This window comes from Raineyella fluvialis (assembly GCF_009646095.1).
Taxonomy (GTDB): domain Bacteria; phylum Actinomycetota; class Actinomycetes; order Propionibacteriales; family Propionibacteriaceae; genus Raineyella; species Raineyella fluvialis.
The window spans coordinates 934,157-955,093 of sequence record NZ_CP045725.1 but is presented as its reverse complement, the minus strand read 5'-3'; the positions used below and the strand labels follow the sequence as shown (position 1 = coordinate 955,093).

General features: G+C 68.3%; 21 protein-coding genes. 7 read left to right on the top strand and 14 right to left on the bottom strand.

The features are described from left to right. The first annotated feature begins 16 nt into the window (after positions 1-16). Positions 17-868 (top strand): polyphosphate--glucose phosphotransferase, encoded by an 852-nt coding sequence (gene ppgK / locus Rai3103_RS04390; RefSeq protein WP_153571556.1) that lies wholly within the window; start codon positions 17-19, stop codon positions 866-868. Here the strand turns inward: ppgK and Rai3103_RS04385 are convergent. From Rai3103_RS04385 to Rai3103_RS04355, 7 genes are all read right to left on the bottom strand, one after another. Beyond that, positions 850-1,230, bottom strand: a complete 381-nt coding sequence (locus tag Rai3103_RS04385; RefSeq protein WP_153571555.1) for a hypothetical protein — start codon at positions 1,228-1,230, stop codon at positions 850-852. The two genes, ppgK and Rai3103_RS04385, sit on opposite strands and share 19 nt — an antisense overlap. A gap of 47 nt (positions 1,231-1,277) precedes the next feature. Further along, positions 1,278-1,787, bottom strand: coding sequence for a L,D-transpeptidase (locus Rai3103_RS04380; RefSeq protein WP_153571554.1), 510 nt, complete (start codon positions 1,785-1,787; stop codon positions 1,278-1,280). A gap of 162 nt (positions 1,788-1,949) precedes the next feature. After that, positions 1,950-5,033 carry a DEAD/DEAH box helicase gene (locus Rai3103_RS04375; RefSeq protein WP_153571553.1) on the bottom strand — a complete coding sequence of 1,028 codons (3,084 nt, stop codon included), beginning with the start codon at positions 5,031-5,033 and terminating at the stop codon, positions 1,950-1,952. A gap of 104 nt (positions 5,034-5,137) precedes the next feature. Beyond that, entirely contained in the window at positions 5,138-6,001 is an 864-nt protein-coding gene (locus Rai3103_RS04370) for a ParA family protein (protein WP_153571552.1), read from the bottom strand. Positions 6,002-6,124: 123 nt separating this feature from the next. Then, complete coding sequence (locus Rai3103_RS04365; RefSeq protein WP_153571551.1) at positions 6,125-6,850, bottom strand: hypothetical protein; 726 nt, start codon at positions 6,848-6,850, stop codon at positions 6,125-6,127. Next, positions 6,850-7,710: a ParA family protein gene (locus Rai3103_RS04360; RefSeq protein ID WP_153571550.1), complete on the bottom strand. Its 861-nt coding sequence runs from the start codon at positions 7,708-7,710 to the stop codon at positions 6,850-6,852. Before Rai3103_RS04360 ends, Rai3103_RS04365 begins: the two co-directional genes overlap by 1 nt. 67 nt (positions 7,711-7,777) lie before the next feature. Beyond that, a complete protein-coding gene (locus tag Rai3103_RS04355) occupies positions 7,778-9,616 on the bottom strand; it encodes an AAA family ATPase (protein WP_153571549.1) in 1,839 nt (612 codons plus the stop codon). Positions 9,617-9,804: 188 nt separating this feature from the next. Between Rai3103_RS04355 and Rai3103_RS04350 the strand changes: the two genes are divergently transcribed. Then, entirely contained in the window at positions 9,805-10,731 is a 927-nt protein-coding gene (locus Rai3103_RS04350) for a metallophosphoesterase family protein (protein ID WP_153571548.1), read from the top strand. Positions 10,732-10,783: 52 nt separating this feature from the next. Here Rai3103_RS04350 and Rai3103_RS04345 read toward each other — a convergent pair whose 3' ends face one another. After that, positions 10,784-11,281, bottom strand: coding sequence for a methyltransferase family protein (locus Rai3103_RS04345; RefSeq protein ID WP_153571547.1), 498 nt, complete (start codon positions 11,279-11,281; stop codon positions 10,784-10,786). A 109-nt stretch (positions 11,282-11,390) separates the two neighbouring features. Between Rai3103_RS04345 and Rai3103_RS04340 the strand changes: the two genes are divergently transcribed. Next, on the top strand, positions 11,391-11,909 hold the full coding sequence (locus Rai3103_RS04340) for a hypothetical protein (RefSeq protein WP_194793261.1): 519 nt from the start codon (positions 11,391-11,393) through the stop codon (positions 11,907-11,909). On the opposite strand, the gene Rai3103_RS04335 is transcribed toward Rai3103_RS04340, so the two are convergent. Beyond that, positions 11,894-12,340 carry a VOC family protein gene (locus tag Rai3103_RS04335; RefSeq protein ID WP_153571546.1) on the bottom strand — a complete coding sequence of 149 codons (447 nt, stop codon included), beginning with the start codon at positions 12,338-12,340 and terminating at the stop codon, positions 11,894-11,896. The two genes, Rai3103_RS04340 and Rai3103_RS04335, sit on opposite strands and share 16 nt — an antisense overlap. Before the next feature lie 126 nt (positions 12,341-12,466). Between Rai3103_RS04335 and Rai3103_RS04330 the strand changes: the two genes are divergently transcribed. Next, positions 12,467-13,105: a TIGR03085 family metal-binding protein gene (locus tag Rai3103_RS04330; RefSeq protein WP_194793260.1), complete on the top strand. Its 639-nt coding sequence runs from the start codon at positions 12,467-12,469 to the stop codon at positions 13,103-13,105. Between the two features lie 9 nt (positions 13,106-13,114). Further along, positions 13,115-13,513, top strand: coding sequence for a DUF2237 family protein (locus tag Rai3103_RS04325; RefSeq protein ID WP_153571544.1), 399 nt, complete (start codon positions 13,115-13,117; stop codon positions 13,511-13,513). A 148-nt stretch (positions 13,514-13,661) separates the two neighbouring features. On the opposite strand, the gene Rai3103_RS04320 is transcribed toward Rai3103_RS04325, so the two are convergent. Genes Rai3103_RS04320 through galK form a run of 4 tightly spaced genes read right to left on the bottom strand, consistent with a single transcriptional unit; the run spans position 13,662 to position 18,232 of the window. After that, positions 13,662-14,669, bottom strand: coding sequence for a LacI family DNA-binding transcriptional regulator (locus Rai3103_RS04320; RefSeq protein WP_228489160.1), 1,008 nt, complete (start codon positions 14,667-14,669; stop codon positions 13,662-13,664). Further along, complete coding sequence (locus Rai3103_RS04315; protein ID WP_153571543.1) at positions 14,666-15,601, bottom strand: aldose 1-epimerase family protein; 936 nt, start codon at positions 15,599-15,601, stop codon at positions 14,666-14,668. Before Rai3103_RS04315 ends, Rai3103_RS04320 begins: the two co-directional genes overlap by 4 nt. Further along, the gene (locus tag Rai3103_RS04310) at positions 15,598-16,998 is read right to left on the bottom strand and encodes a UTP--glucose-1-phosphate uridylyltransferase (protein WP_153571542.1); all 1,401 of its coding nucleotides are present in this window, start codon (positions 16,996-16,998) and stop codon (positions 15,598-15,600) included. The genes Rai3103_RS04315 and Rai3103_RS04310 overlap by 4 nt, the downstream gene beginning before the upstream one ends. Before the next feature lie 37 nt (positions 16,999-17,035). Next, positions 17,036-18,232 (bottom strand): galactokinase, encoded by a 1,197-nt coding sequence (gene galK / locus Rai3103_RS04305; protein ID WP_153571541.1) that lies wholly within the window; start codon positions 18,230-18,232, stop codon positions 17,036-17,038. Between the two features lie 243 nt (positions 18,233-18,475). Here galK and Rai3103_RS04300 point away from each other — a divergent pair, with 243 nt between their 5' ends. Both Rai3103_RS04300 and Rai3103_RS04295 read left to right on the top strand, forming a co-directional pair. Beyond that, entirely contained in the window at positions 18,476-20,185 is a 1,710-nt protein-coding gene (locus Rai3103_RS04300; RefSeq protein WP_153571540.1) for a sodium:solute symporter family protein, read from the top strand. 23 nt (positions 20,186-20,208) lie between these two features. Then, the gene (locus tag Rai3103_RS04295; protein WP_228489159.1) at positions 20,209-20,523 is read left to right on the top strand and encodes a hypothetical protein; all 315 of its coding nucleotides are present in this window, start codon (positions 20,209-20,211) and stop codon (positions 20,521-20,523) included. An 84-nt stretch (positions 20,524-20,607) separates the two neighbouring features. Here the strand turns inward: Rai3103_RS04295 and Rai3103_RS04290 are convergent, their stop codons facing one another. Next, complete coding sequence (locus Rai3103_RS04290) at positions 20,608-20,763, bottom strand: hypothetical protein (protein WP_153571539.1); 156 nt, start codon at positions 20,761-20,763, stop codon at positions 20,608-20,610. Positions 20,764-20,937 lie beyond the last annotated feature (174 nt).

The window sequence follows — 20,937 nt, the reverse complement described above, 5'->3', positions numbered from 1 at the left end:
ATGAAGGGACGTCCCCATGGCCGCACTGGTCGACCTCATCGAGACCCCGACGATTCCCGTCTCCCAGCCCGTCCCCGTTGTCCCGAGGACCTCGTCCGCCCTCGGCATCGATATCGGCGGCTCGGGGATCAAGGGTGCCGTGGTGGACGTACGGCGCGGAGAGTACGCGTCGGACTTCCTGCAGATCCCGACCCCGTCGCCGTCCACGCCGCGCAACGTCGCCGAGGTCGTGGCGCAGATCGCCGAGCGCCTCTCCGCGGAGTTGGGTGACGGGCCCGTCGGGGTGACGATCCCGGCGATCGTACGGCACGGTGTCACCTGCTCTGCCGCGAACATCGACAGCTCCTGGATCGACGCACCGGCCCAGCAGACCTTCCAACTGGCGCTGGGGCGAGAGGTGACCCTGGTCAACGACGCCGACGCCGCGGGTGTGGCCGAGGTGACCTACGGCGCGGCGAGGAACGCGTCCGGCATGGTCATCGTGACCACTCTGGGCACCGGCATCGGCAGCGCACTGATCCACGACGGCGTCCTCATCCCGAACACCGAGCTGGGCCACCTCGAACTCGACGGCCTGGACGCCGAAGTCCTCGCCGCAGCCTCTGCCCGTGCCCGGGAGAACCTGAGCTTCGAGGCGTACGTGCCGCGGCTGCAGCGGTACTTCGGGGCGCTGGACTTCCTCTTCTCGCCCGACCTGATCGTCGTGGGTGGCGGGGTGAGTGAGCACAGCGAGAAGTTCCTGCCGCAGTTGCGCCTGAACTGCCCGGTGGTGCCGGCGGCCCTGCAGAACTCCGCGGGAATCATCGGGGCGGCGCGGATGGCGGGGGTGGCCACGGCGTCCACGCTAGGTCACCGCTGGGCCCCGTGACGAGGCACCCTACGGTCATCCTCGTGACGTTCCCGCATGCCGTCAGCGGTCCATCGGGCCCAGCGCGGGTCCCTGCCGGCGCGCTGGAGAGTGTCGAGCCGTTCCCGGTCGGGCCACGTTGCGGTGACCCGGTCGATGGTCTTCAGGTCACGCCGATGATCGCGTCCGACGACCGGGAACGAACCGGGCGCCGAGACCAGCTGGACCGCCGTGAGGTACCAGGGGCGGGAGTGTGCCAGGGTGACGACGCCCCGCACCGCGCCGGCACGGCGCCGACCGAATGGCAGGCGGGTTCGGGCGACGACCAGGATGGGCCGTGGCACCGTGTCAGGGATCCGCGTCGAGCCGATGGGCACCTTCATGCTCCAACGGTAGGCGCGCCAAGTCGTGACACAGCCCGGAGCGCTTGTCAGATCACCGGTGGTGGGGGAGTGCCCCAGATGTGGATCGGGTCTCCCAGCTTGATCTCCTTGTAGATGACGTCCAAGGCGGGGCGGTCACGGATGTTGATGCAGCCATGGCTGGTGTCGGTCCAGCCGTTCGTGGCGAAATCGTCGGAGTAGTGGACGGCCTCCCCCCCAGAGAAGTACATCGCGTCCGGCATGGGGGAGTTGTAGAGCGTCGACCAGTCGTTCTTGACCTTGCGGAAGATGGTGAAGTCGCCGTTGCGGGTCGGACTGATGTCGACTGAGCCGGTCGGCCCGAACCGCGCATCGAGCTCGTAGACCAGCACCCCATTCTTGAAGTACGCCATCTTGTTGTTGGTCTGGTCGGCACACAGCACGCGAGCGCCTTTGTAGCAGTCCGATCGCCAGGTGATCGTGGCGGTCGTGCTGGTGGCAGCTTCGGCAGAGGGGACCTGCCCAAGGGGTAGCAGCGCCACAGCGGCCAGCAGAGTGAAGAGTCGGCGACGGCGCACTGTGGCCTCCAGTTCATCGGCGCGGCGGTTCCGCGCTGACAATCACTCTTGCACCCCCCCGCGCGGTTGGAAGCCTGTTATGGAGGAGATGCGCGTCTCAACTGGCTTGACGAAGTGGCAGTCTGGCAGTGGCTCGCATACCGGCTAGCACCGGACCACGCACTAGCCGGCTGCGACGCTGGCAGTACGGAATTCCTCGGCAGGCATCGGCCGCCGTAGCCGCCATGTGACGGCGATCGGCTGCTCGCCTCGATGCTCCACGTAATTGGCTTCGCCCAACAGCATGTACGGCACCCCTTTCCCGAACTCCCAGCTCTTGCCAGTCCGCACGAACAGCAGGACGTGATTGCCGTTTTCCCTCTGTTGGACGTAGCGCTGTCCGGTTGGCGAGTCCACCTTCGTCATGGACTGGCTTTCCCAATGGAAGAGCTCGGGACTGATGGCGTAGTCGCGATACATCGTCGTCGGCGAGTAATCGCGTTCGGACTTCTGCAGGGTGACCAATAATCCGTCGGTGTTGAAGTCCGCGGAGTAGAAGACGCCCTGGCGAAGGGTGTTCGGCGTGCGCGTAAGGGTGGCGTAGTCGAGGGCCGCAGCCAGTTCTTCCCGGGTGTATCGGGCGTGTGATTGAAGCCCCGTGGCTCCGAGCGCCCCCTCCAATCGGCGGGTACGGTGCTCGGCTCGGACGACGCCGAGTCGTACCAGCTCGGAGATTTCCTGGCGTACTGCGGGCTCCGCGGCGAGGGCTTGTAGCCCGGCGTCATATGACGGCCAGGCGTTCTGGCCCGGCCACAGCGAGAAGTAGAGCATGCGAGCCCACCGCTGATCAGCCTCTGAGAGGTCCGAGTAGGGCTGCGTCGCATCGGACAGTAGATTCAGATAGGCGGCCGCCCGTTGAGGATCATCGACGTGGACGAACGCGCGGGTTCGCCTCAAGAGCGCTTCTTCATTCGGTCCGCCCGCCGGAACAGTGAAGCCAGCTTCGCGTCGTGCTCCCGTCCAACTTCGGCCGGCCTTGCCGACGATCTCCGCGAGGGGGATCTGCGACTCCTCAAGGAAGGTCTCCAAGGGAACGTCTCCGATGCGACGAAGCTGGGCGACGATGTCATTCCACCGCCCGCCGATCTGACGCTTGAGACTATTGAGAACGCGTTCCTGGGAGGTCCGATCCATAACGATCTGGCAGCCCGAAGGCAGGTAGGGGAACCCCTCCTCGATGTCGCGGCGAAGGCGCGCGGTGCTCGAGCCGGTGATGGCTCGGAATCGCTGGTCGAATCGGAACTCTCTGTGCTGGTGGCCGACGAAGTCGAGGGCGGTCAATACCGCCTTGTCTTTCGTACGTCGCAGGCCTCGGCCCAGTTGCTGGAGGAAGACGGTGGCCGATTCGGTCGGACGGAGGAACAGCACAGTGTCGACGTCAGGCAGATCGACGCCCTCGTTGAACATGTCGACGGCGAACATGGCGTTGATCCGCCGCTCCTGCAGATCGCTGAGTGCCTGTGCTCGCTCCTCGCTTGAGATGGTGCCAGCCACGGCTGTGGAGGGGATCCCTGCCGCAGTGAAGACTTCCGCCATCCATTGCGCGTGGCCGATGCCGACACAGAACCCGATGGCCCGCATGCGCAGCGGGTCCTCGATGAGGTCACGGACCTGGTCCAGGATGAGAGCTGCCCGAGCATGGTTTCCCGTGTAGAGCTTCTCCAACTCGCGGACGTCATAGCTGCCCCGCTTCCAGGAGAGCTGTGACAGATCGGTGTTGTCGGAGATGACGAAATAGTGGAAGGGACTGAGAAGCTCGGCATCGAGCGCCTCCCAGAGCCGCATCTCCACCGAAATGTGCCCACCGAAGTAGGCCCGTACGTCCAGCCCATCAGCTCGTTCCGGCGTAGCGGTCAGCCCGACGAGTTCGCGTGGCTGGAGGTGGTTCAGGAGTGCGTCGTAGCTTGGGGCAGCGGCATGGTGGAACTCGTCGATGATCACCACGTCGAAGGCGTTCGAGCCCATTTGGTGGATATCGGCTGCATGGAGTGACTGGATCGAAGCGAACACGTGCCGCCATTCCCGCGGCCTCTCGCCATCCACCCAGAGCTCACCGAAACTGCCGTCCTTTAGCACCTCGCGGAAGGTCCTCAGCGACTGGGTGAGGATCTCCTTGCGGTGGGCCACGAAGAGCAACGTGGGTCGCGAAGAGCCTGTGCCTAGGGTGTCGCAGAGGTTGCGGTAATCCAGCGCGGCCACGACCGTCTTACCCGTTCCGGTCGCGGCAACGACGAGATTTTGGTGCCGGTCGTGGACTTCGCGCTCAGCCTCGAGCGCCTCCAGCATTTCTGCTTGATAGGGGAAGGGGCGGACCTGCAATCCGGAGACGCTGATCACCTGGCCCGCAGGCGCTCGCCGTCCCCCGGCCACCGCAAGAGCCTCATCCAGTCGCTCCGCGTCGCGATCCGGGTCGTACGGTTCGAAGGACGAGTCATTCCAGTACTGCGCGAAGGTCGCCTCGAACTTCCGGAGGAGTTGAGGCGTTGCCCGGGTCGACAGCCGCACATTCCATTCCAAGCCGTCAAGCAATGCGGGGGCGGACAAGTTCGACGAGCCCACGTACGCCGTGTCGAAGCCAGTGAGGCGTTTGAAGAGCCAGGCCTTCGCGTGCAGTCGAGTACGGCGGGTTTCGTACGACACTTGGATCTCAGCACCAAACTCGCGCACCAGTCGGTCCAAGGCCCCGCGCTCAGTCGCGCCCATATACGTCGTGGTGATGATGCGCAGGGGAATCGCACGGCTGGCAGCGTCAGCAAGAGCTTTACGCATCGTCCGCAGCCCCGACCACTTGATGAAGGCTGACAGGAGGAGCACTTCGTCGGCGCTGGCGAGCTCCGAGATCAGCTCGGCAGCCAACGACGGTTCGCCGGTGCCATTCGTCAGCAGGTCGGCTTCGGACAGCGGCGTGCGGGGGCGCCCGGTGTAGCGAGGAGGAGCGCCCGGCTCGGGAGTGTGAAGAAGCGCGGTGAGAATCTGAGGCTCAGGGGCAATCCCGTCATCGTCGAAGCCCAGCTGGTTCAACATGTCATTGACGAGTGCTACCTGAGCTTCGACGCCCTCGTCATCGAGACGCCGACTCAAGGCGCGCCCGACATGATCGGCCAATCGTGTTGGCAGGTCAGCCTCCGAGAGCTTGATGAGTTCCGCCTCGAGAGAGCTCGTCGTGAGGCGACGTTGCAGCGCGCGGGTGAGGAGCGCGTCGTACATCCCCTCGGGCAGTGGCTCTGCCCGCTCATGATTGAGTACCGACTGCCGCTGGTGTCACGGCAGTCACTCTAGGAGGAAGCTGTGACAGCGTCTCCCTCGATGATTCAGTTGCCCTCGACGCGTCGCCTGAACGCATCCGTCAGCTGCCGCAGCGCCCGGAAGTGCTCGCGCCCGTACTTCACCTGCAGCGACGGGAAGCCCTCGTCCGCGGCGGAGGCGGCGATCCGATTTGTCTCGGGGATCCAGGGCTCCATCAGCTGCGGCAGCGTCGCATCGTTGCGCATCCGGTTGACCTGCGCCCGGTGGACCGACGACAGCATGCGGTACTTGGTGACGATGATCCCGAGTTCTCGCGGACACTCCATCCCCACCTCCTCGGCGAACACCCCGACCTGTTCCTGGACCAGCGGGACCCCGTACGTCGACAGCACGTCGGGGATGGTCGGGATCACGTAGCCCTCGGAGATCCGCAGCGCGTTCATCGTCATCACTTCGAGGCTGGGCGGGCAGTCGATCAGGACGTAGTCGTAGTCGTCCATGATCGGCGCGATCCCCGGGCCGAGGATGTCCCAGGCCTTCACGGGGCTGTGGCGGGCGACGGTCATCACCGCCAGGTGACGCTGCAGGGGGATGACGTCGTAGGAGGACGGCAGCAGATCCACCCCGGTGATCGTCTGCACGTCGGACGCGTTGCGCTGGAGCGTCTTGTGTACGTCGAACTGCGGGGTCGAGCGGCGACCCTCGATCAACGCGTCGAGGAAGAGGGGGACCAGGGTGGCGTTGGCCTCATTGACCCGGGACCAGTGGAACTCCCCGAGCATCGCGATCGACATGCTGATCTGTGGATCCATGTCGACCAGGAGCACCTTCTTGCCGAACTCTCCCGCCAGGAACTCGCCGAGCATCACCGTGGTGGTGGTCTTGCCGACCCCACCCTTCATGTTGAGGACGGAGATGACGTGAGTCATTCGGCGGTGTTCTCCTTCACGATGTCGACCAGGTGGTCGGGCCGGCGATGGCTGGCCCAACTTGGCCAGTCTAAGTAACCGGGCCGACGAACCCGGTCCCTGATACGACCGGCCGGCGCGTCATCACGAACTCCGGAACGCGCTGCCCTGCGAGGCGCCGAAGTCGGTCTTCGCCAGGATCCGCTCCACGAACCGGTCGTGGTCGGTCCAGCTCATCGCGCGGCGGTCGTGGTTCATGCCGTACTCGGTGACGATGTCCTTGAGTTCTTCGACGTCGAGTTGCTGGAGCTGCTCGCGCAGGCCCTCCGCCCCGTCCTCCGCAGCGACCGCATAGGGGTTGAGAGGGCTGGGGCGCCGGCGACGCTTCGGCGGTTTCGCCGGGGATGCAGCCTCGGGCGCGGCTACAGGGGTGGCGTTCGCTGTGGGAGCCCCAGAGCCCGTGGCCCGGAAGGCCAGGATCAGGTCGATCATGGCGGGCTTGGTCGCCTTGGACCGGAGCGTACGGTCCGGATCCATGCCCTCCTGATCGATCAGCCGCTTCAGGTCAGGCTTCGTCATTCTTTCGAGCCGGCTGCGGGTCACGGGGGAGGCCGAGCCCGAGCCCGCGCCCGGCGCGGCGTTCGGCGCTGAGGGCGCCGGCTCCGGGACCACCGCGGCCACCAGGTCGGAGCGGAACCGCTTCGTTCGGATCGCTTCCTGTGCGATCACGGCGACGAGTCGCGAGAGCTGGCCGGCGAGCACGTCGCCGCCCTCGGCGGCGGCCAACGCCCGCAGCGCTTCCGCGGCTGCGCCGACGTCGTCGGTTACGGTGCTGCGGTCGGGATCGGTCAGCTGGCTGGTCTCGGTCATCACTCGCCCTCCTCCACCCGCTGGCGGAACGTCTCGGTCAGTTCGGCCAGGTCCGCGTAGTGCGCCTGCCCGTACTTCATGCGCAGGGTCGAGTACTGCTGGTACTCGGCCGCCCCGGCGATCTGGTTGGCTTCCGGCACGGTCGGGGTCAGCATCGGCGGCCACGTCGGGTGGTTGCGCAACCGGGCGACCTGCCCGGTGTGCACGCTGGAGTTCAGCTTGTGTTTGGTGACGATCACGCCGAGCTCGGCCGGCCGCTGTATGCCCGCCTGCTCGGCGAACTCGCCCACCTTCTGCTGCAGCAGCGTGATGCCGTACGTCGACATGACGTCCGGGATCGTCGGGATGAGGTAGCCCGAGGACGCGCGCAGAGCGTTCTTCGTCATCACGTCCAGGCTCGGCGGGCAGTCGATCAGGACGTAGTCGTAGCGCGGCAGGATCGGGGCGAGCGCCCCGTGCAGGATGTCCCAGACCCTGACCGAGCTGCGCTTGGCGACGCTCAGCGCGGCGAGGTGGGGCTGCAGATCGATGATGTCCGGGGCCAGCGGCAGCAGGTCGACGTCGTGGATGGCCTTCACGTTCGAGGCGTTGCGGTAGACGGCCCTGGCGATGTCGAACCTCGGCACCTCGGCCGTGTCCAGGGCATCACTGAACATGGCGACCGCCGTGTGGCCGGCGTCCCTGACCAGTCTCCACTGCAGTTCACCGAGCATGGTGATCGAGAGGCTGACCTGCGGGTCCATGTCGACCAGCAGCACCCTCTTGCCGTACTCCGCGGCCAGGAACTCGCCCAGCATCACCGTGGTAGTGGTCTTGCCGACTCCACCCTTCATGTTCACGACTGAGATGACATGTGTCATGCGGCGGCGATGCTCCTTCGGTGACGGCCCTACGGCGGGGACCAAGACGAGGTGTGGACGGGGACGATCAGGCGAGGACAGCAGGCCGGTGCGTCCGCAGGTGGCGGACCATCTTCGGCGGCAGCACGCGCTCGTGCACGATGACCAGTTCCAGATTGGCCCGGGTCAGCGCCGTGTAGAGGGGGCCGTTGTCGCCGGGCAGCGCCTTGAAGGCCGAGGGCTCGACCACCACGACCGCGTCGAACTCCAGACCCCGCGCCTCCTCCGAGGTCAGCAGGGTGAACCGGCGGCCGTCCTCGTTGGACCAGTAGTGGTCAGCACCTTCGGTCCAGCCATGCCGGTGCGCGTACGAGCCGACGGGGCGCACCAGCGGGGTGATCACCGCGACCTTGCCCTTCGGATGATCCGCGGAGAGCCGGTCGGCCTGCTCGAGGGTGATCGCCTCGAGCTCGTCGACGGTGCGGGCATGGATGATCAGCGGCGGCTCGCCCTCGCCCAGCACGTCGTACGCCCGATGGCCGGCGGACCCCTCGAGGAGACACGCCGCGAAGTCGATGATCGCCTTGGTGGTCCGGTAGCCACCGAGCAGCGACTCCTCGTCCCAGGTCGACAGCCCCAGCAGCGTGCGGATCTCCTTCCAGCCACGGGGTGTGTGGCTGGTCCGGCGCTGGTGGGTGTCGCCGACCAGCGTCCAGGCGCCGCTGTTCAGGTGGGTGAGGATCAGCCACTCCAGCGGCCGCAGGTCCTGCGCCTCGTCGACGATGATGTGGTCGTAGCGCGCCTGCGGGCTCAACAGCACGGTGAGGTAGGTGAGTAGCGGCCACAGCGTCCGGTCGCCCAGGGCGTTCTCGTACGTCTGGGGCAGCGTCTCCCGCCAGAGGAGGAACTCGGGTCTGCGGGAGGCAGGGATCGACAGGTCGTTGGTGTGCAGGAAGACCTCGTACGCCCGGGCGGGAGTCAGCGCGGGGTCCGCCTTGCGCTGCTTGGTGACGAGCCTGTCCAGCGTCTTTCCCAGCTGTGCGGAGTAGGCGTCGAGGAAGTCGTCGCTGGAGGCGTGCCGTTCGGGGGCGCCGATGATGGTCCGCATCACCTCCGGCAGCGAGGTGATCGTCACCGTGCCGGGGGTGGCGAGTTCGTCGACCACGGGGCTGATGTGGCGCGCCCAGGTCTGCGTCGGCCCGATCAGCGCCACCCTGCGTAGCGGCGTCTCGCGGTCGGTGTGGGTGAGCCAGGCGGCGCGATGCGTCGCGACCACCGTCTTGCCCGTTCCCGCGTAGCCCTGGATCGTCAGCGACTCGGTGGGGGAGGCGGCGACCAGGTCGTACTGCTCGGGCTGGAGGGTCCGCAGCAGCGCCTTGAGTGATGTCCGCGGCTTGCGCAACTGCTCCTCCGTGCCGGGGACGACCCGGGGCAGCTCGGCCTGGGCCGCCTGGGGCTCCTCCCGCGCCGTCAGGCCCGCGGAGGGCGTGCTGAACTCCGCCCCGTCCGGGGCGATGATCCACTCGTCGGCGTACGTCTCGATGCCGTGCTGCGGGCCCTTGGTGAAGCGCCGGCGGATCTTCAGCCCGGACTCCTCGCCGTACCGCTTGCCGTAGTACGCCGCGGCGGCCGGGGCGGCCCAACTGATCACCTCGACGCCGTCGAGATCGGCCGATGTCTCGGCGACGTAGAACTCCTCGTCCGCGTCGTCGCCGTCATAGCGCATCCGGACCCGCCCGATCAGTGAGCCGATGGTGATCCTGGGAGTCCAGCGGGTGCGGTCGTCGATCTCGTAACCGCCGGAGCGGCGTTCCAGGTTGGCCAGGTACGCGGTGTTCATGTCCCGCTCGTACTCCAGGACGGACGGATCCTGTTCGGCCACTTCTCCCCCTGTGCAGACGTCGACGGCCGCCGTCGTGGCGACCACCGGCCGTCAGTCTAGGAGGGGTCGGTGACATCGGCCGGCCATGGACGCCCCCTCGCGCCCCGTTCGAGCCCTGCCTCTGCCGCTTCCGCGCGCTGCGGCCTAGGCTGAGTGCCAGCGCGTTCGACGGGCGGCGGGTCTTCCGGACCTCCAGGCCGCCCACCGCCGAGTGCGAAAGGAGTCAGTCCGACATGCAGACCATGGGACGCCTCACCGAGGCCTACCGGCATGCCCGCGTCGAGGAGTTCGGCGCAGACACCAAGTACGTCTTCCTCAGCGACATCCACCGGGGCGACGGCAGCATCGCCGACGAATTCGCCAAGAACAAGAACATCTACGTCGCCGCGCTGGAGTGGTACCACGCCGAGGGCTACACGTACGTCGAGGTCGGCGACGGCGACGAGCTGTGGGAGAACCGCGACTGGAAGCACATCCTGTGGGCCAACGGCTCGCCCTACCGGCGGCTCAAGCGGTTCTTCGACGACGGCCGGCTGATCTTCCTCTACGGCAACCACAACATCCAGTTGCAGGATCCGGCGTTCGCCCGCGCCTGCTTCGACACCATCCCCGACGACCTGGGCCGCCCCACGCCGTTCATGCCGGGGCTGGAGCCTCTGGGGTCCCTGGTGCTGCGGCACCGTGACACCGGCCAGGAGATCCTCGTCGTGCACGGCCACCAGGGCGACATGGCCAACGACCAGCTCTGGCCCTTCACGATGTGGACCTTCCGCGTCTTCTGGAAGTACATGCACGCGTTCGGCATCCGCAGCCCTTCCAGCCCGACGCGGAACATGTTCAAGCGCCACAAGGTCGAGCGGAACTACCGCAAGTGGATTATCGAGCACCAGACGGCGTTGATCTGCGGTCACACCCACCGGCAGAAGTTCCCCCGCGACGGCGTCCCGTACTTCAACACCGGATGCTGCACGTTCCCGGCCTACATCACCGGCATCGAACTGGTGGGCGACCAGATCCAGCTGATCGGCTGGCGTATCGAGCCCGACGAGCACCGCTACCTGCACGTCAAGCGCCGGGTCCTGGCCGGGCCCGAGCCGATCTCGGTCTACCAGTCGCCGCACGAGCCGGGCCAGCCGTACCGGCCGGGGCCGCGATGGTGATCCCGGCGGGACGGGGATCCCGGATCGTACGCCAGCGCGGGGGCGTTCTCGATCACGCCTGCCACGGGCGCAGCCGCGGGATCCACCCGGGAACCGCGCGGCGGTAGACCTCGTACTGCGCCCCGAACCTCTTCGCCAGCGTCGGCTCCTCGTACCAGTGCACGAACGCCGCGGGTGCCGCCGCCGCGACCGCCGCGTACCCCAGCAGCCGCAAGTTCCCGAACAGGAGGACCTGTCCGAGGATGGACGTGATGAGTCCGACGTACATCGGGTTGCGTACGTAACGGTTGAAGCCGGAGACGACGAGGCGGTCGGTCGGCGCCAGCGGCACCGGCGTGCCACCGGCCTTCACGAACTCGGCGAAGGCAGACGCGGTGGGGACGATGCCGGCGATGATCATTCCCGCGCCGAGGACACGCATCACGATCCACCCGGGTGCGGGCGTACGGAACGTCCACCGGGTGATCGCCCAGGGCACGAGTCCCACGAACGTCCCCGGACCAGCGACGAAGAACGCGATGCTGATGACTGTCGCGGAGGTCCTCTTCATCGGACGCCTTCTTCCCAGACGGGCTCCTGTGCACCATCGTAGGCACAGACGCGTCCCCCGGCTTCGCCCTAGGCTGGAGGGGACCACCGTCGCAGCCACTGGAGTGCCCATGTCAGCGAACGATCGTCCACCCCGTCCCGAACGCGCCCGGCCCCGCCCGACCTCCGGTGGGTATGCCGCCAGCATCCTGATCAACGCGGCCCTCTACTACCTGATCAACGTACGACCGGGGTGGCAGGCGGTGCCGTTCCTGACGCCGGACACCACGATGGTGCTCGGCATCGTCAATGCCTCGATCATCACCACCTTGGTCGCCAATGCGATCTACCTGGTGGCGGATCTGCGGTGGTTGCGGGCCCTGGGCGGCGTGGCGACGTCGGCGGTGGCCCTGGTCGCGCTGTTCGCGATCTGGCGGGTCTTCCCGTTCGCTTTCCCCGAGGGGGCGGTCGACGTCCTCGGCATCACCTTCGACTGGGCACGCCTCGCGCGCTGGATCCTCGCGGTGGGCATCATCGGCTCGATCATCGGCGTGATCGTGTCGGTGACCCTCTTCTTCCGCGGGCCCTCGTCGCGTCCGCGGCGACGGCCCCACGCGGGTGATCCCGAGGTGGATCAGCCCAGGAGCTGACTCTCCTCACGTCGCTCACCCGGCGCGACGAAGGACCAGATCACCCCGAACCGGTCCTTGACCTGCCCGTACGTGTCGCCCCACGGCGCCAGCGCGAACGGCATCACGATCTCCCCACCACCGGCCACGAACCGGTCGATCAGCGCCCGACCGTCATCGACGGTGTCGACCCCGACGAGCAGCGAGTAGACGCGACTCTCCATCGAGGCACCCTCGATGCTCGGGTCATCGCCGCCCGCCAACCGCAGGTCCGCCGACTCGAGCTGTGCGTGCGCCACGGCCTCCGGGTCCGGGGTGAACGGCATGCCCTCGGTGGGGATCTGCCCGTATGTCGTCAGGGTCAGCTCGCCGCCGAAGACCTCGTGGTAGAAGGTCATCGCCTCGCGGGCGGTGCCGGGGAAGGCCAGGTAGGGCCAGGAGGTGAGGGGCATGGATCGTCCTGTCGTCAGGGCCGACGGACCCGCCGGCGCGTCGCTCCCATCCTGCCTGGTGGGCCACTCGCTGGCTATGGTTCCTACGCTGGAGACATCTGGAGACAGCCTCCGAGAGGACCGATCGTGGACCCGAACTCCCTCGCCCAGCGCGAGCGCCACGCCCTGTGTGACCTGTTCCTGGAGGTCGGGCCGCATGCCCCGACCCTCGACGAGGGCTGGGTCGCCTACGACCTCGCCGCCCACCTCTGGGTGCGGGAGACGGACCTGCTGGCAGGCCTCGGCATCGCGATCCCGGCGCTCGACGGGGTGCAGCAGGCCCGGATCGCCCGAGCCCGGCGCCGGCACACGTACCCAGACCTCGTCGAGCGCGTCCGCCGGGGCCCCGGCGTTCTGTCGCCGCTGCGGGAGTTCGACGCGGCCGCGAACACGCTCGAGTTCCTGATCCACCACGAAGACCTGCGCCGCGGCGTCACGAGTGACGTGCCGGAGCGGGAGTTCTCCGCCGCCGACCGTGGCACGATCATGAAGCACCTCCCCGCCCTGGCCCGTCTGCGACTGCGGTCGCGGAGCGTACGTACGGTGCTCGTCGACGCGATCGGTGGCGGCACCGTCATGGTGGGCCGGGGGAGTGCCGTGGACACGGTGACCGGGCCCCCGACCGAGCTGGCCCTGTACGCGTCGGGGCGCGGCCGGGCTGCCCACGTCCAGGTGGTCCGCACCCCTGCGGGCGGACACCTGCGCGGCGGACCCTCTCGGCCCTAGGGTTGCGCCATGGACGCCCGTAACGTTCTCGGCGAACCTCTCCAACCCTGCGGCACTGATCCCGTCACGGGCTTCTTCCGGGACGGGTACTGCGCCACGTCCTCCGATGACGTCGGCAGCCACACGATCTGTGCCCTGATGACCAAGGAATTCCTCGAGTTCCAGCAGCGCACCGGCAACGACCTCTCGACCCCGGTGCCGCAGTTCCGCTTCCCCGGCCTGCGGCCCGGCGACGCCTGGTGCGTGGTCGCCTCCCGGTGGGTGCAGGCGTACCGGGCCGGCATCGTCGCGCCGGTGATCCTGGCGGCGACCCACGAGGGCGCCCTCGAGTACGTGACCCTGGAGGAGTTGGCGGGCTGCGCGGCCGACGTGCCGGACGACATCCGCTCGATCGCTCCGGACGTGTAGCCCGCGGGCATTGCGCGGCGCTCGCGGATCATGCGCGCCCTCGCGGATGATCCGCGTCCTCGCGGACCGCAGGACGGCAGCGGGAAGCCAGTAACGTCCGCGAGGCCTTGGTTGGCTGATGGAGAGTCAGCGGGAGCGGCTCTGAGCCTCAGCCCCGCGCCGGCCCCGTGCTCTTCCGCACCACCAGCCGTGCCGACACCAGGATCCGCTTCGTCGCGACCCGATCCGGCGCCCCCAGTTGCTCGATCAGGGCCGAGACCAGTTCGCGGCCGATCGTGGTGAAGTCCTGGGCGATCGTCGTCAGCGGTGGCCACAACCATTCGGCCATCAGGTCGTCGAAACCGACCACCGAGACGTCCTCCGGCACCCGCCGGCCCGCCTCGTGGAGCGCCCGCAGCACGCCTTGGGCCATCTCGTCGTTCGCGCAGAACACCGCCGTCACCGCCGGGTCGGCCACGAGCCTCAGCCCCGCGGCATAGCCCGACCGGGGAGTCCAGTCCCCACGCAGCACCTGCGGCACCTCGCGGCCGGCCTCCCGTAGCGCAGCGGTCCAGGCCTCCTCACGGGCGGTCGCCTGGACCGAGCTCCTCGGTCCGGAGACGTGGTGGATGGTCCGGTGCCCGAGCCCGAGGAGGTGGTCCACGGCCAGCCGGGTGCCACCGGCCTGGTCGGTGCCGACCGCCGTGTGGCTGTCGGCGTAGCGGAAGTCGCCCACCACGATCGGCATCCGGGCCGGCAACTCCACCCGGGCCGGCTTCTGCGTCTCGAGCCGCAGGACGACCATCCCGTCGACCGACTGGCCGAGCTTGGTGAAGGCGTCGAGCAGGTCCGCCGCACTCGTCGTCGGGGTGTCGATCAGCATCACGGAATAGTCCCGCTCGCGCAACGCCTCGATCACCGCCTCGGTGATGTGGGCCTCGCCCGTCCGCGACAGCTGGTGGCCGACCACACCGATGGTCCCGAACGATCCGTACCGCAGCGCCCTGGCGGCGCGGTTGGGCAGGTAGCCGAGCTCGCGCATGGCGGCGCGGACCTTCTCGGCGGTCGCGGGCTTGACGGACAACTCGCCGCGGGCGACGCGGGACACGGTCTGGGAGGACACCCCGGCGAGCAGGGCGACGTCCGCCAGCGAAACCGTGGCCCGCGCCCCGGTCACGCCTCGGCCCTCCGGGTGTCGTCCTCCAGGCGCAGCCCCCAGACCACGGTGTGCGTGGCGGACGGTTCGATGACGGCCAGGTCCTGGCCGCTGACGAAGGCGTTCGCCGGGCACGACATCGGCTCGGCTGCGACGCCGGTGCGCTCGTACGGTCCGGTCTCGGGGAAGTCACCCGTGCAGACCTGCCAGTACCCCAGCGGAGGCTCCATCCAGGTGGCGGCGGTCCGGCCGTCGGGCGCGCTGAGCCGCACCCAGGAGCGCCCGTCCTGGTAGCTCGCCGAGGCGAAGCCGTCGTCCAGTGACGTGTCGCTGATCTCGCGGGCGGTGGAGAAGTCCTTCTCGGCCGGCAGGGGTTCGGTCGCCACCGGCAGCAGCCGCTCGTTCGTCCGCAACCACTCACCGGCGTCCACCTTGAGCCGGCAGTCGTCGACGCTCGCCTCGCCGGGCGACAGCCACGGATGGAACCCCACCCCGTACGGCGCCCGCTTCTCGCTGGTGTTCGTCGTCGCCAGCCGGACGGTCAGGCCGTCCTCGTCGAGCGCGTACCGGACGCGGACCTCGAGCCGGAACGGATAGCCGGGCTCGGGCACCAGCGTCAGGGCGAAGTCCACTGACGCGTCGGTCTGCTCCAGGACCCGCCAGAAGAGCGGAAACACCAGCCCGTGGTTCGCCACCCGGCGCGCCGGCTCGTTGATCGGCAACTGGTAGGTCTCGCCGTCGAAGTCGTAGCGGCCGTCGGCGAGACGGTTGGGCCACGGCAGGAGGATCGAGCCGTGCATAGCGGGCGGCAACTCGTCGGCACCGAAGGGGACGATGACGTCGCGTTCACCGACCCGATAGGAACGCAGCGCCGCGCCCCGCTCGGTGATCACGGCCTCCTGCTCGCCGAGCCGGATGGTGTACTGGCGCCCGGTGGGGCTGCTCGGGGTCATGCGTCTCTCCCATCAAAGGTTGCCAGGTCGGTGCCGTCGGGGATGGTCCGCGGCTCGCCCGGGTCGGTCAGTCGTACGTCGCCCGTGGCGACCACGTCCGCGCCGAACGTCCAGTCGCCTTCCACCGTGAGGGAGTCGGCGTCGCGCAGCGACGGGGCGCCCTGCGGGAAGTGGGCGTCGAAGTCCGCGATCCGCTTGTAGTGGCGGGAGTCGAGCTTGACCAGGCAGGCCTGCTCGGGCACCAGCCGCAGCCGGAAGTCCTCACCCATCTCGTACGCGTCGGAGCGCAGCAGCAGCAGGTCGTCGGTCGTCTTCACCGGCAGGAACCGCCCGCGCTCGACCAGCACCGGCTGAGGGTCGTCGAACAGCTCGACCACCGCACCCAGCGCGCACTCGATCTGGTAGACCTCCGGGGAGTCCGGGTCACGGGGGTCGACGTGCTTGCGATTGCGGATCAGCGGCAGGCCCGGCACCCCGCCGCGGGCGGCCAGTGCGTCCCGCAGCGCGACGAGGTCGAACCACAGGTTGTTGGTGTGGAAGTAGGGGTGCCGCTCCTCGTCGGTGAACCACTTCATGTCTTCCTCGGGGGTCTGCGCCGTGTCGCGCAGGATCATCCGCCCGTCGCTCTTGCGCCGGCCGAGGTGGCCACCCTTGCGGTCGGCGGGGGTCCGGCGGCACACCTCCGGAGCGTACGGCGCCCCGCTCGCCGCGAACCAGCCGGCCAGCCGGCCGTCCGGGGCGGCGCCGAGGTTGTCGGCGTTGGAGGTGTTCGCGTAGCGATAGCCGCGGGCGATCAACTCGTCGAGCAGGCCGGTGGTGAGCAGTGCGACGTAGATGTCGCCGTGGCCCGGCGGGCACCACTCGAGCGACGGATCGGCCGGCCAGTCCACCGGCTCCAGCGAGTCGACCAGCAGCTTCGGCTCCTGGTGCTGGACGAAGTCCAACGGGAGACCCTCGTGGGCCAGCTCCGGGTAGGCGGCCAGGGCCGCCAGCGAATCCTCCTGGGTGCGGAAGCTGTCCATCAGCAGCAGCGGCAGCCCGATGTCTCCCGCCGTACGGGTGTGCCGGATCTGCCGGGCGATGATGTCGAGGAAGCTCAACCCGTCCCGGACCGGCAACAGGGATTTCGCCCGGTCCATCCCCATCGACGTGCCGAGCCCGCCGTTGAGCTTGATCATCACCGTCTTGGAGAGCGCCTCGCGCTGCTGCTCGGGGGAGACCTCCACCTCGGCGATGTCGGTGACGTCGAGCACCGGGTCGATGGAGTCCTCCGGGATCAGGCCGGTGTGGCCCTCCTCCAGTTGGGCGTAGTAGTGGGCGAACACCTCGATGGCGAGGTCGGGTACGCCGGCCCGGCGCATCCGGTCGGTCGCGTGCTGGAGTCCTGCGGCACTCATCGGTCCTGTCGTTCCTCTCGTCGGTGTCTGTCGTCGGTCAGTCGACCCGGCCACCCGGCGCGGCGGCCAGGGCGACCAGGAACTGCGGCGGGTTCCAGCCGCGCTCGTCGAACGCCGCCGCCACCGCCGCGGTGATCGCGTCGACCTTGTCGACCGGGGTGAGCGCGATCGCCGACCCGCCGAAACCACCGCCGGTCATCCGGGCGCCCAGTGCCCCGGTGGCCCGGGCGGTCTCCACCGCGACGTCCAACTCGTCGCAGCTGACCTCGTAGTCGTCGCGCAGCGAGGTGTGCGAGGCGTCGAGCACCGGCCCGAGCGCGTCGTACTCCCCGGCCTTGAGCAGGTCCACGAACGTCGCGACGCGCTCGATCTCACTCACCACGTGGCGCACCCGCTGCTGCTCCACCGGATCGGTCAGCCGGGCCAGCACCGCCGCCGGGTCGTCCAGTTCCCGCAGGGTGGCGACGCCCTCCCGCGCTGCCACCGCCTCACACGTCGCTCGGCGGGCGGCGTACTGCCCGTCGTTCAGGGCGTGCTTGGCGCGGGTGTCCATCACCAGCAGCGCCAGCCCGACCGCGCCGAGGTCGAAGGGCACCTGGGTCAGCGAGCCGTCTAGCGTGTCGAGGAGCAGGGCGTGCCCCTCCTCGGTGAGCAGCGCCGCCGCCTGGTCCATCCCGCCGGTTGGGGCTCCGACCACGTCGTTCTCCGCCCGGACGCAGGCGGCGCTGAGGCGGGAGCGGCCCTCGGTGTCGCCGCCGAGACCCAGGTCGTACGTCTCGTCGAGGGCCAGCGCCATCGCGCACTCGATCGCCGCGGACGAGGAGAGCCCCGCCCCCCACGGCACGCAGGAGGAGATCGCCGCATCGAAGCCGCCCAGGTAGGCCCCCTCCTGCCCGAGGCTCCACGCCGGGCCGGCGGCGTACCCGACCCAGGAGGGGATGTCCCCGTCGGGACGGACGTCGTCGAGGCTGCCCTCCCAGCGGGACGGGTCAGCGTCGGCCGAGACGAGCCGGACGACCCGGTCCTCGCGTCGGCGCAGTGCCACGTACGTACGGTGGGGCAGCGCGATCGGCAGGCAGGTGCCGCCGTTGTAATCGACGTGCTCGCCGATCAGGTTGACCCGGCCGGGGGCGCCCCAGACCCCGTCGGGTGGGGTGCCGAACGCCTCGCGGAAGAGTTCACGGGCGCGTCGTGCGCCCTCCTCGCCGGACCAGCTGGGGATACCCGTCGTCATTGTCCTGTTCCTCCCAGAGCGGGGCGGTCATCGGTGCCCGGCTCGCGTCGGAACCGCGACCCTGGGCGTCTGTGCCCCGTACCTTCAGCAATGGTGACGTAAACATTACTGTCGTGCAAGTTTGTTGACACTGGCCAGGATCTTTGTCAACATCGTTCCATTCCCACAATGTTGACGTAAACATTGGTCCCCCGGGTCCGCCGGAGGGTCGGGTCCGTCACGTCTGAGAGGACATCAACGAGGATGAACACACTCATCCATGCGCAGTGGGTCGATTACCTGATCATCGTGATCTACTTCGTCGCGGTGCTCGGCATCGGGTTGATGGCGCGCCGCCAGGCCTCCGATGCCATCGGCTTCTTCCTGTCCGGTCGGTCGTTGCCCGCCTGGGTGACCGGTCTGGCCTTCATCTCGGCGAACCTCGGTGCGGTCGAGATCATGGGCATGTCGGCGAACGGCGCCCAGCTCGGGATGCCGACGGTCCACTACTTCTGGATCGGCGCCATCCCCGCCATGCTCTTCCTGGGTGTCGTGATGATGCCCTTCTACTACGGGTCCAAGGTCCGGTCGGTCCCGGAGTTCATGCGCAAGCGGTTCGGCACCGGCGCCCACCTGGTCAACTCGATCTCGTTCGCCCTGGCGCAGTTGCTCATCGCCGGCATCAACCTCTACCTGTTGGGCTCGATCATCCATGCGCTGCTGGGTTGGTCGCAGTGGGTGACCCTGATCGCGGCGGCCGTCATCGTCCTCGCGTACATCACCCTGGGCGGTCTGTCCGCGGCTATCTACAACGAGGTGCTGCAGTTCTTCGTGATCGTCGCCTCGCTGCTGCCGCTCTCCCTGCTCGGCCTGCACAAGGTCGGTGGATGGGCCGGTCTCACGCAGAAGATCACCGAGGCCGCTGCCGCCGCACCGGCCAGCGCCAAGGTGGCGCCGGCGGCCCAGCAGCTGCACTCCTGGCCCGGGCAGTCACTCTCCGGCTTCCAGGATCCGGTCCTGTCGGTGATCGGCATCGTCTTCGGCCTGGGCTTCGTGCTCTCCTTCGGCTACTGGACGACCAACTTCGTCGAGGTCCAGCGGGCCATGGCCTCGGAATCGCTGACCGCGTCCCGCAAGACCCCGATCATCGGTGCCTTCCCCAAGATGTTCGTCCCGTTCTTCACCATCCTGCCCGGCATGCTCGCCGCCGTCCTGGTCAACGAGATCGCCCAGACCAAGATGGGCATCAAGGTGCCGGGAGGCGCTGCGGGCAGCGGCGTGAAGTTCAACGACGCCCTGCTGTTCCTGATGCGCGACCTCCTGCCCAACGGCCTGCTCGGCCTGGCCATCGCCGGTCTGCTGGCCGCCTTCATGGCCGGTATGGCGGCCAACGTCTCGGCGTTCAACACCGTGTTCTCGGTGGACATCTGGCAGACGTACATCGTGAAGGAGCGCCGGGACCACTACTACGTCGGTGTCGGACGCATCGCGACGTTGGTCGGCGTGGTCGTCGCCATCTTCACCGCCCTGATCGCGGCCCAGTTCTCGAACATCATGGACTACCTGCAGACGCTGTTCGGATTCTTCAACGCTCCGCTGTTCGCGACGTTCATCCTCGGCATGTTCTGGAAACGGATGACGGCCACCGCCGGTTGGGTCGGTCTGGTCGTCGGTACCGGTTCGGCCATCTTCGTCTGGGCCCTGGCCCAGAACGGCGTCTTCACCCTGTCGGGGCAGGGGACGGCGTTCGTGGCCGCCTCAGCCGGGTTCGTGCTGGACATCGTGGTCAGCATCCTGGTCTCGCTGGTGACGAAACCCAAGCCCTCCGAGGAGTTGCTCGGTTTCGTCTACTCGGAGACCCCGAAGTCGCACTTCCATGACCCGAAGCTGAAGGACATGCCCGTGATGGCCAGGCCGCTCCCGCTCGCCGGGCTCGCGCTGGTCATGGTCATCGTGCTCAACGCCATCTTCTGACATCGCATCTTTGAGGAGCCACCATGGCAAACATGCCTAGTGAAGGCCGGGCGCGCGAGGACCGGCCCACCGAAGCCCGAGGTCGCAAGCACGTTGCCGGCCTGTTCGACATCCGCAACGTCATCGGCCTGCTGCTGGGGATCTACGGCCTGATCCTGCTCTTCATGGGGATCTTCGGGGACAAGTCCCTCGATCGTACGGGAGGTGTCAACGCGAACCTGTGGGCGGCGATCGTCCTGCTCATCGTCTCCGCGGTGATGCTGCTGTGGGCTAGATTCCGGCCCACGTACGTCCCGGAGGGTGCCGCCGAGGAAGCCGGTGGCGAACCGGCGGTCTAGTGGGACCCGACCGAACGACATCGGGGGCGTAGGCCCGGCGAAGAGCCGGGCCTACGCCCCCGATCCCTGTCTGCTGCGGGTGGACTACTGATCGCCGGACACGTCCGCGCGCTTGTCGCCCATCTCGCGACTCGCCAGCACGAATGCGGTGGCCACCGCCAGCACGACGCCGGTGACCGTCGCGGCACCGGTGCCGGAGGCGAGGCCGACCGCGGCCAGGACCCCCGAGGCTCCCAGCATCAGGCCGGCGACCCGGAACGAGGCGATCCGGAACCACCTGCGCCGCCGGGGCGCAGCCGGCGGCCGCGCCGCCGAGGCGGCGGTGGTGGGGTGGAGACGGGTGTGGTGGCGGTCTGCTGGTCGAGTGTCGAGGTCGACATACTTCCTGCTTCCTGGCGCGAGCAGGGGGGCTGC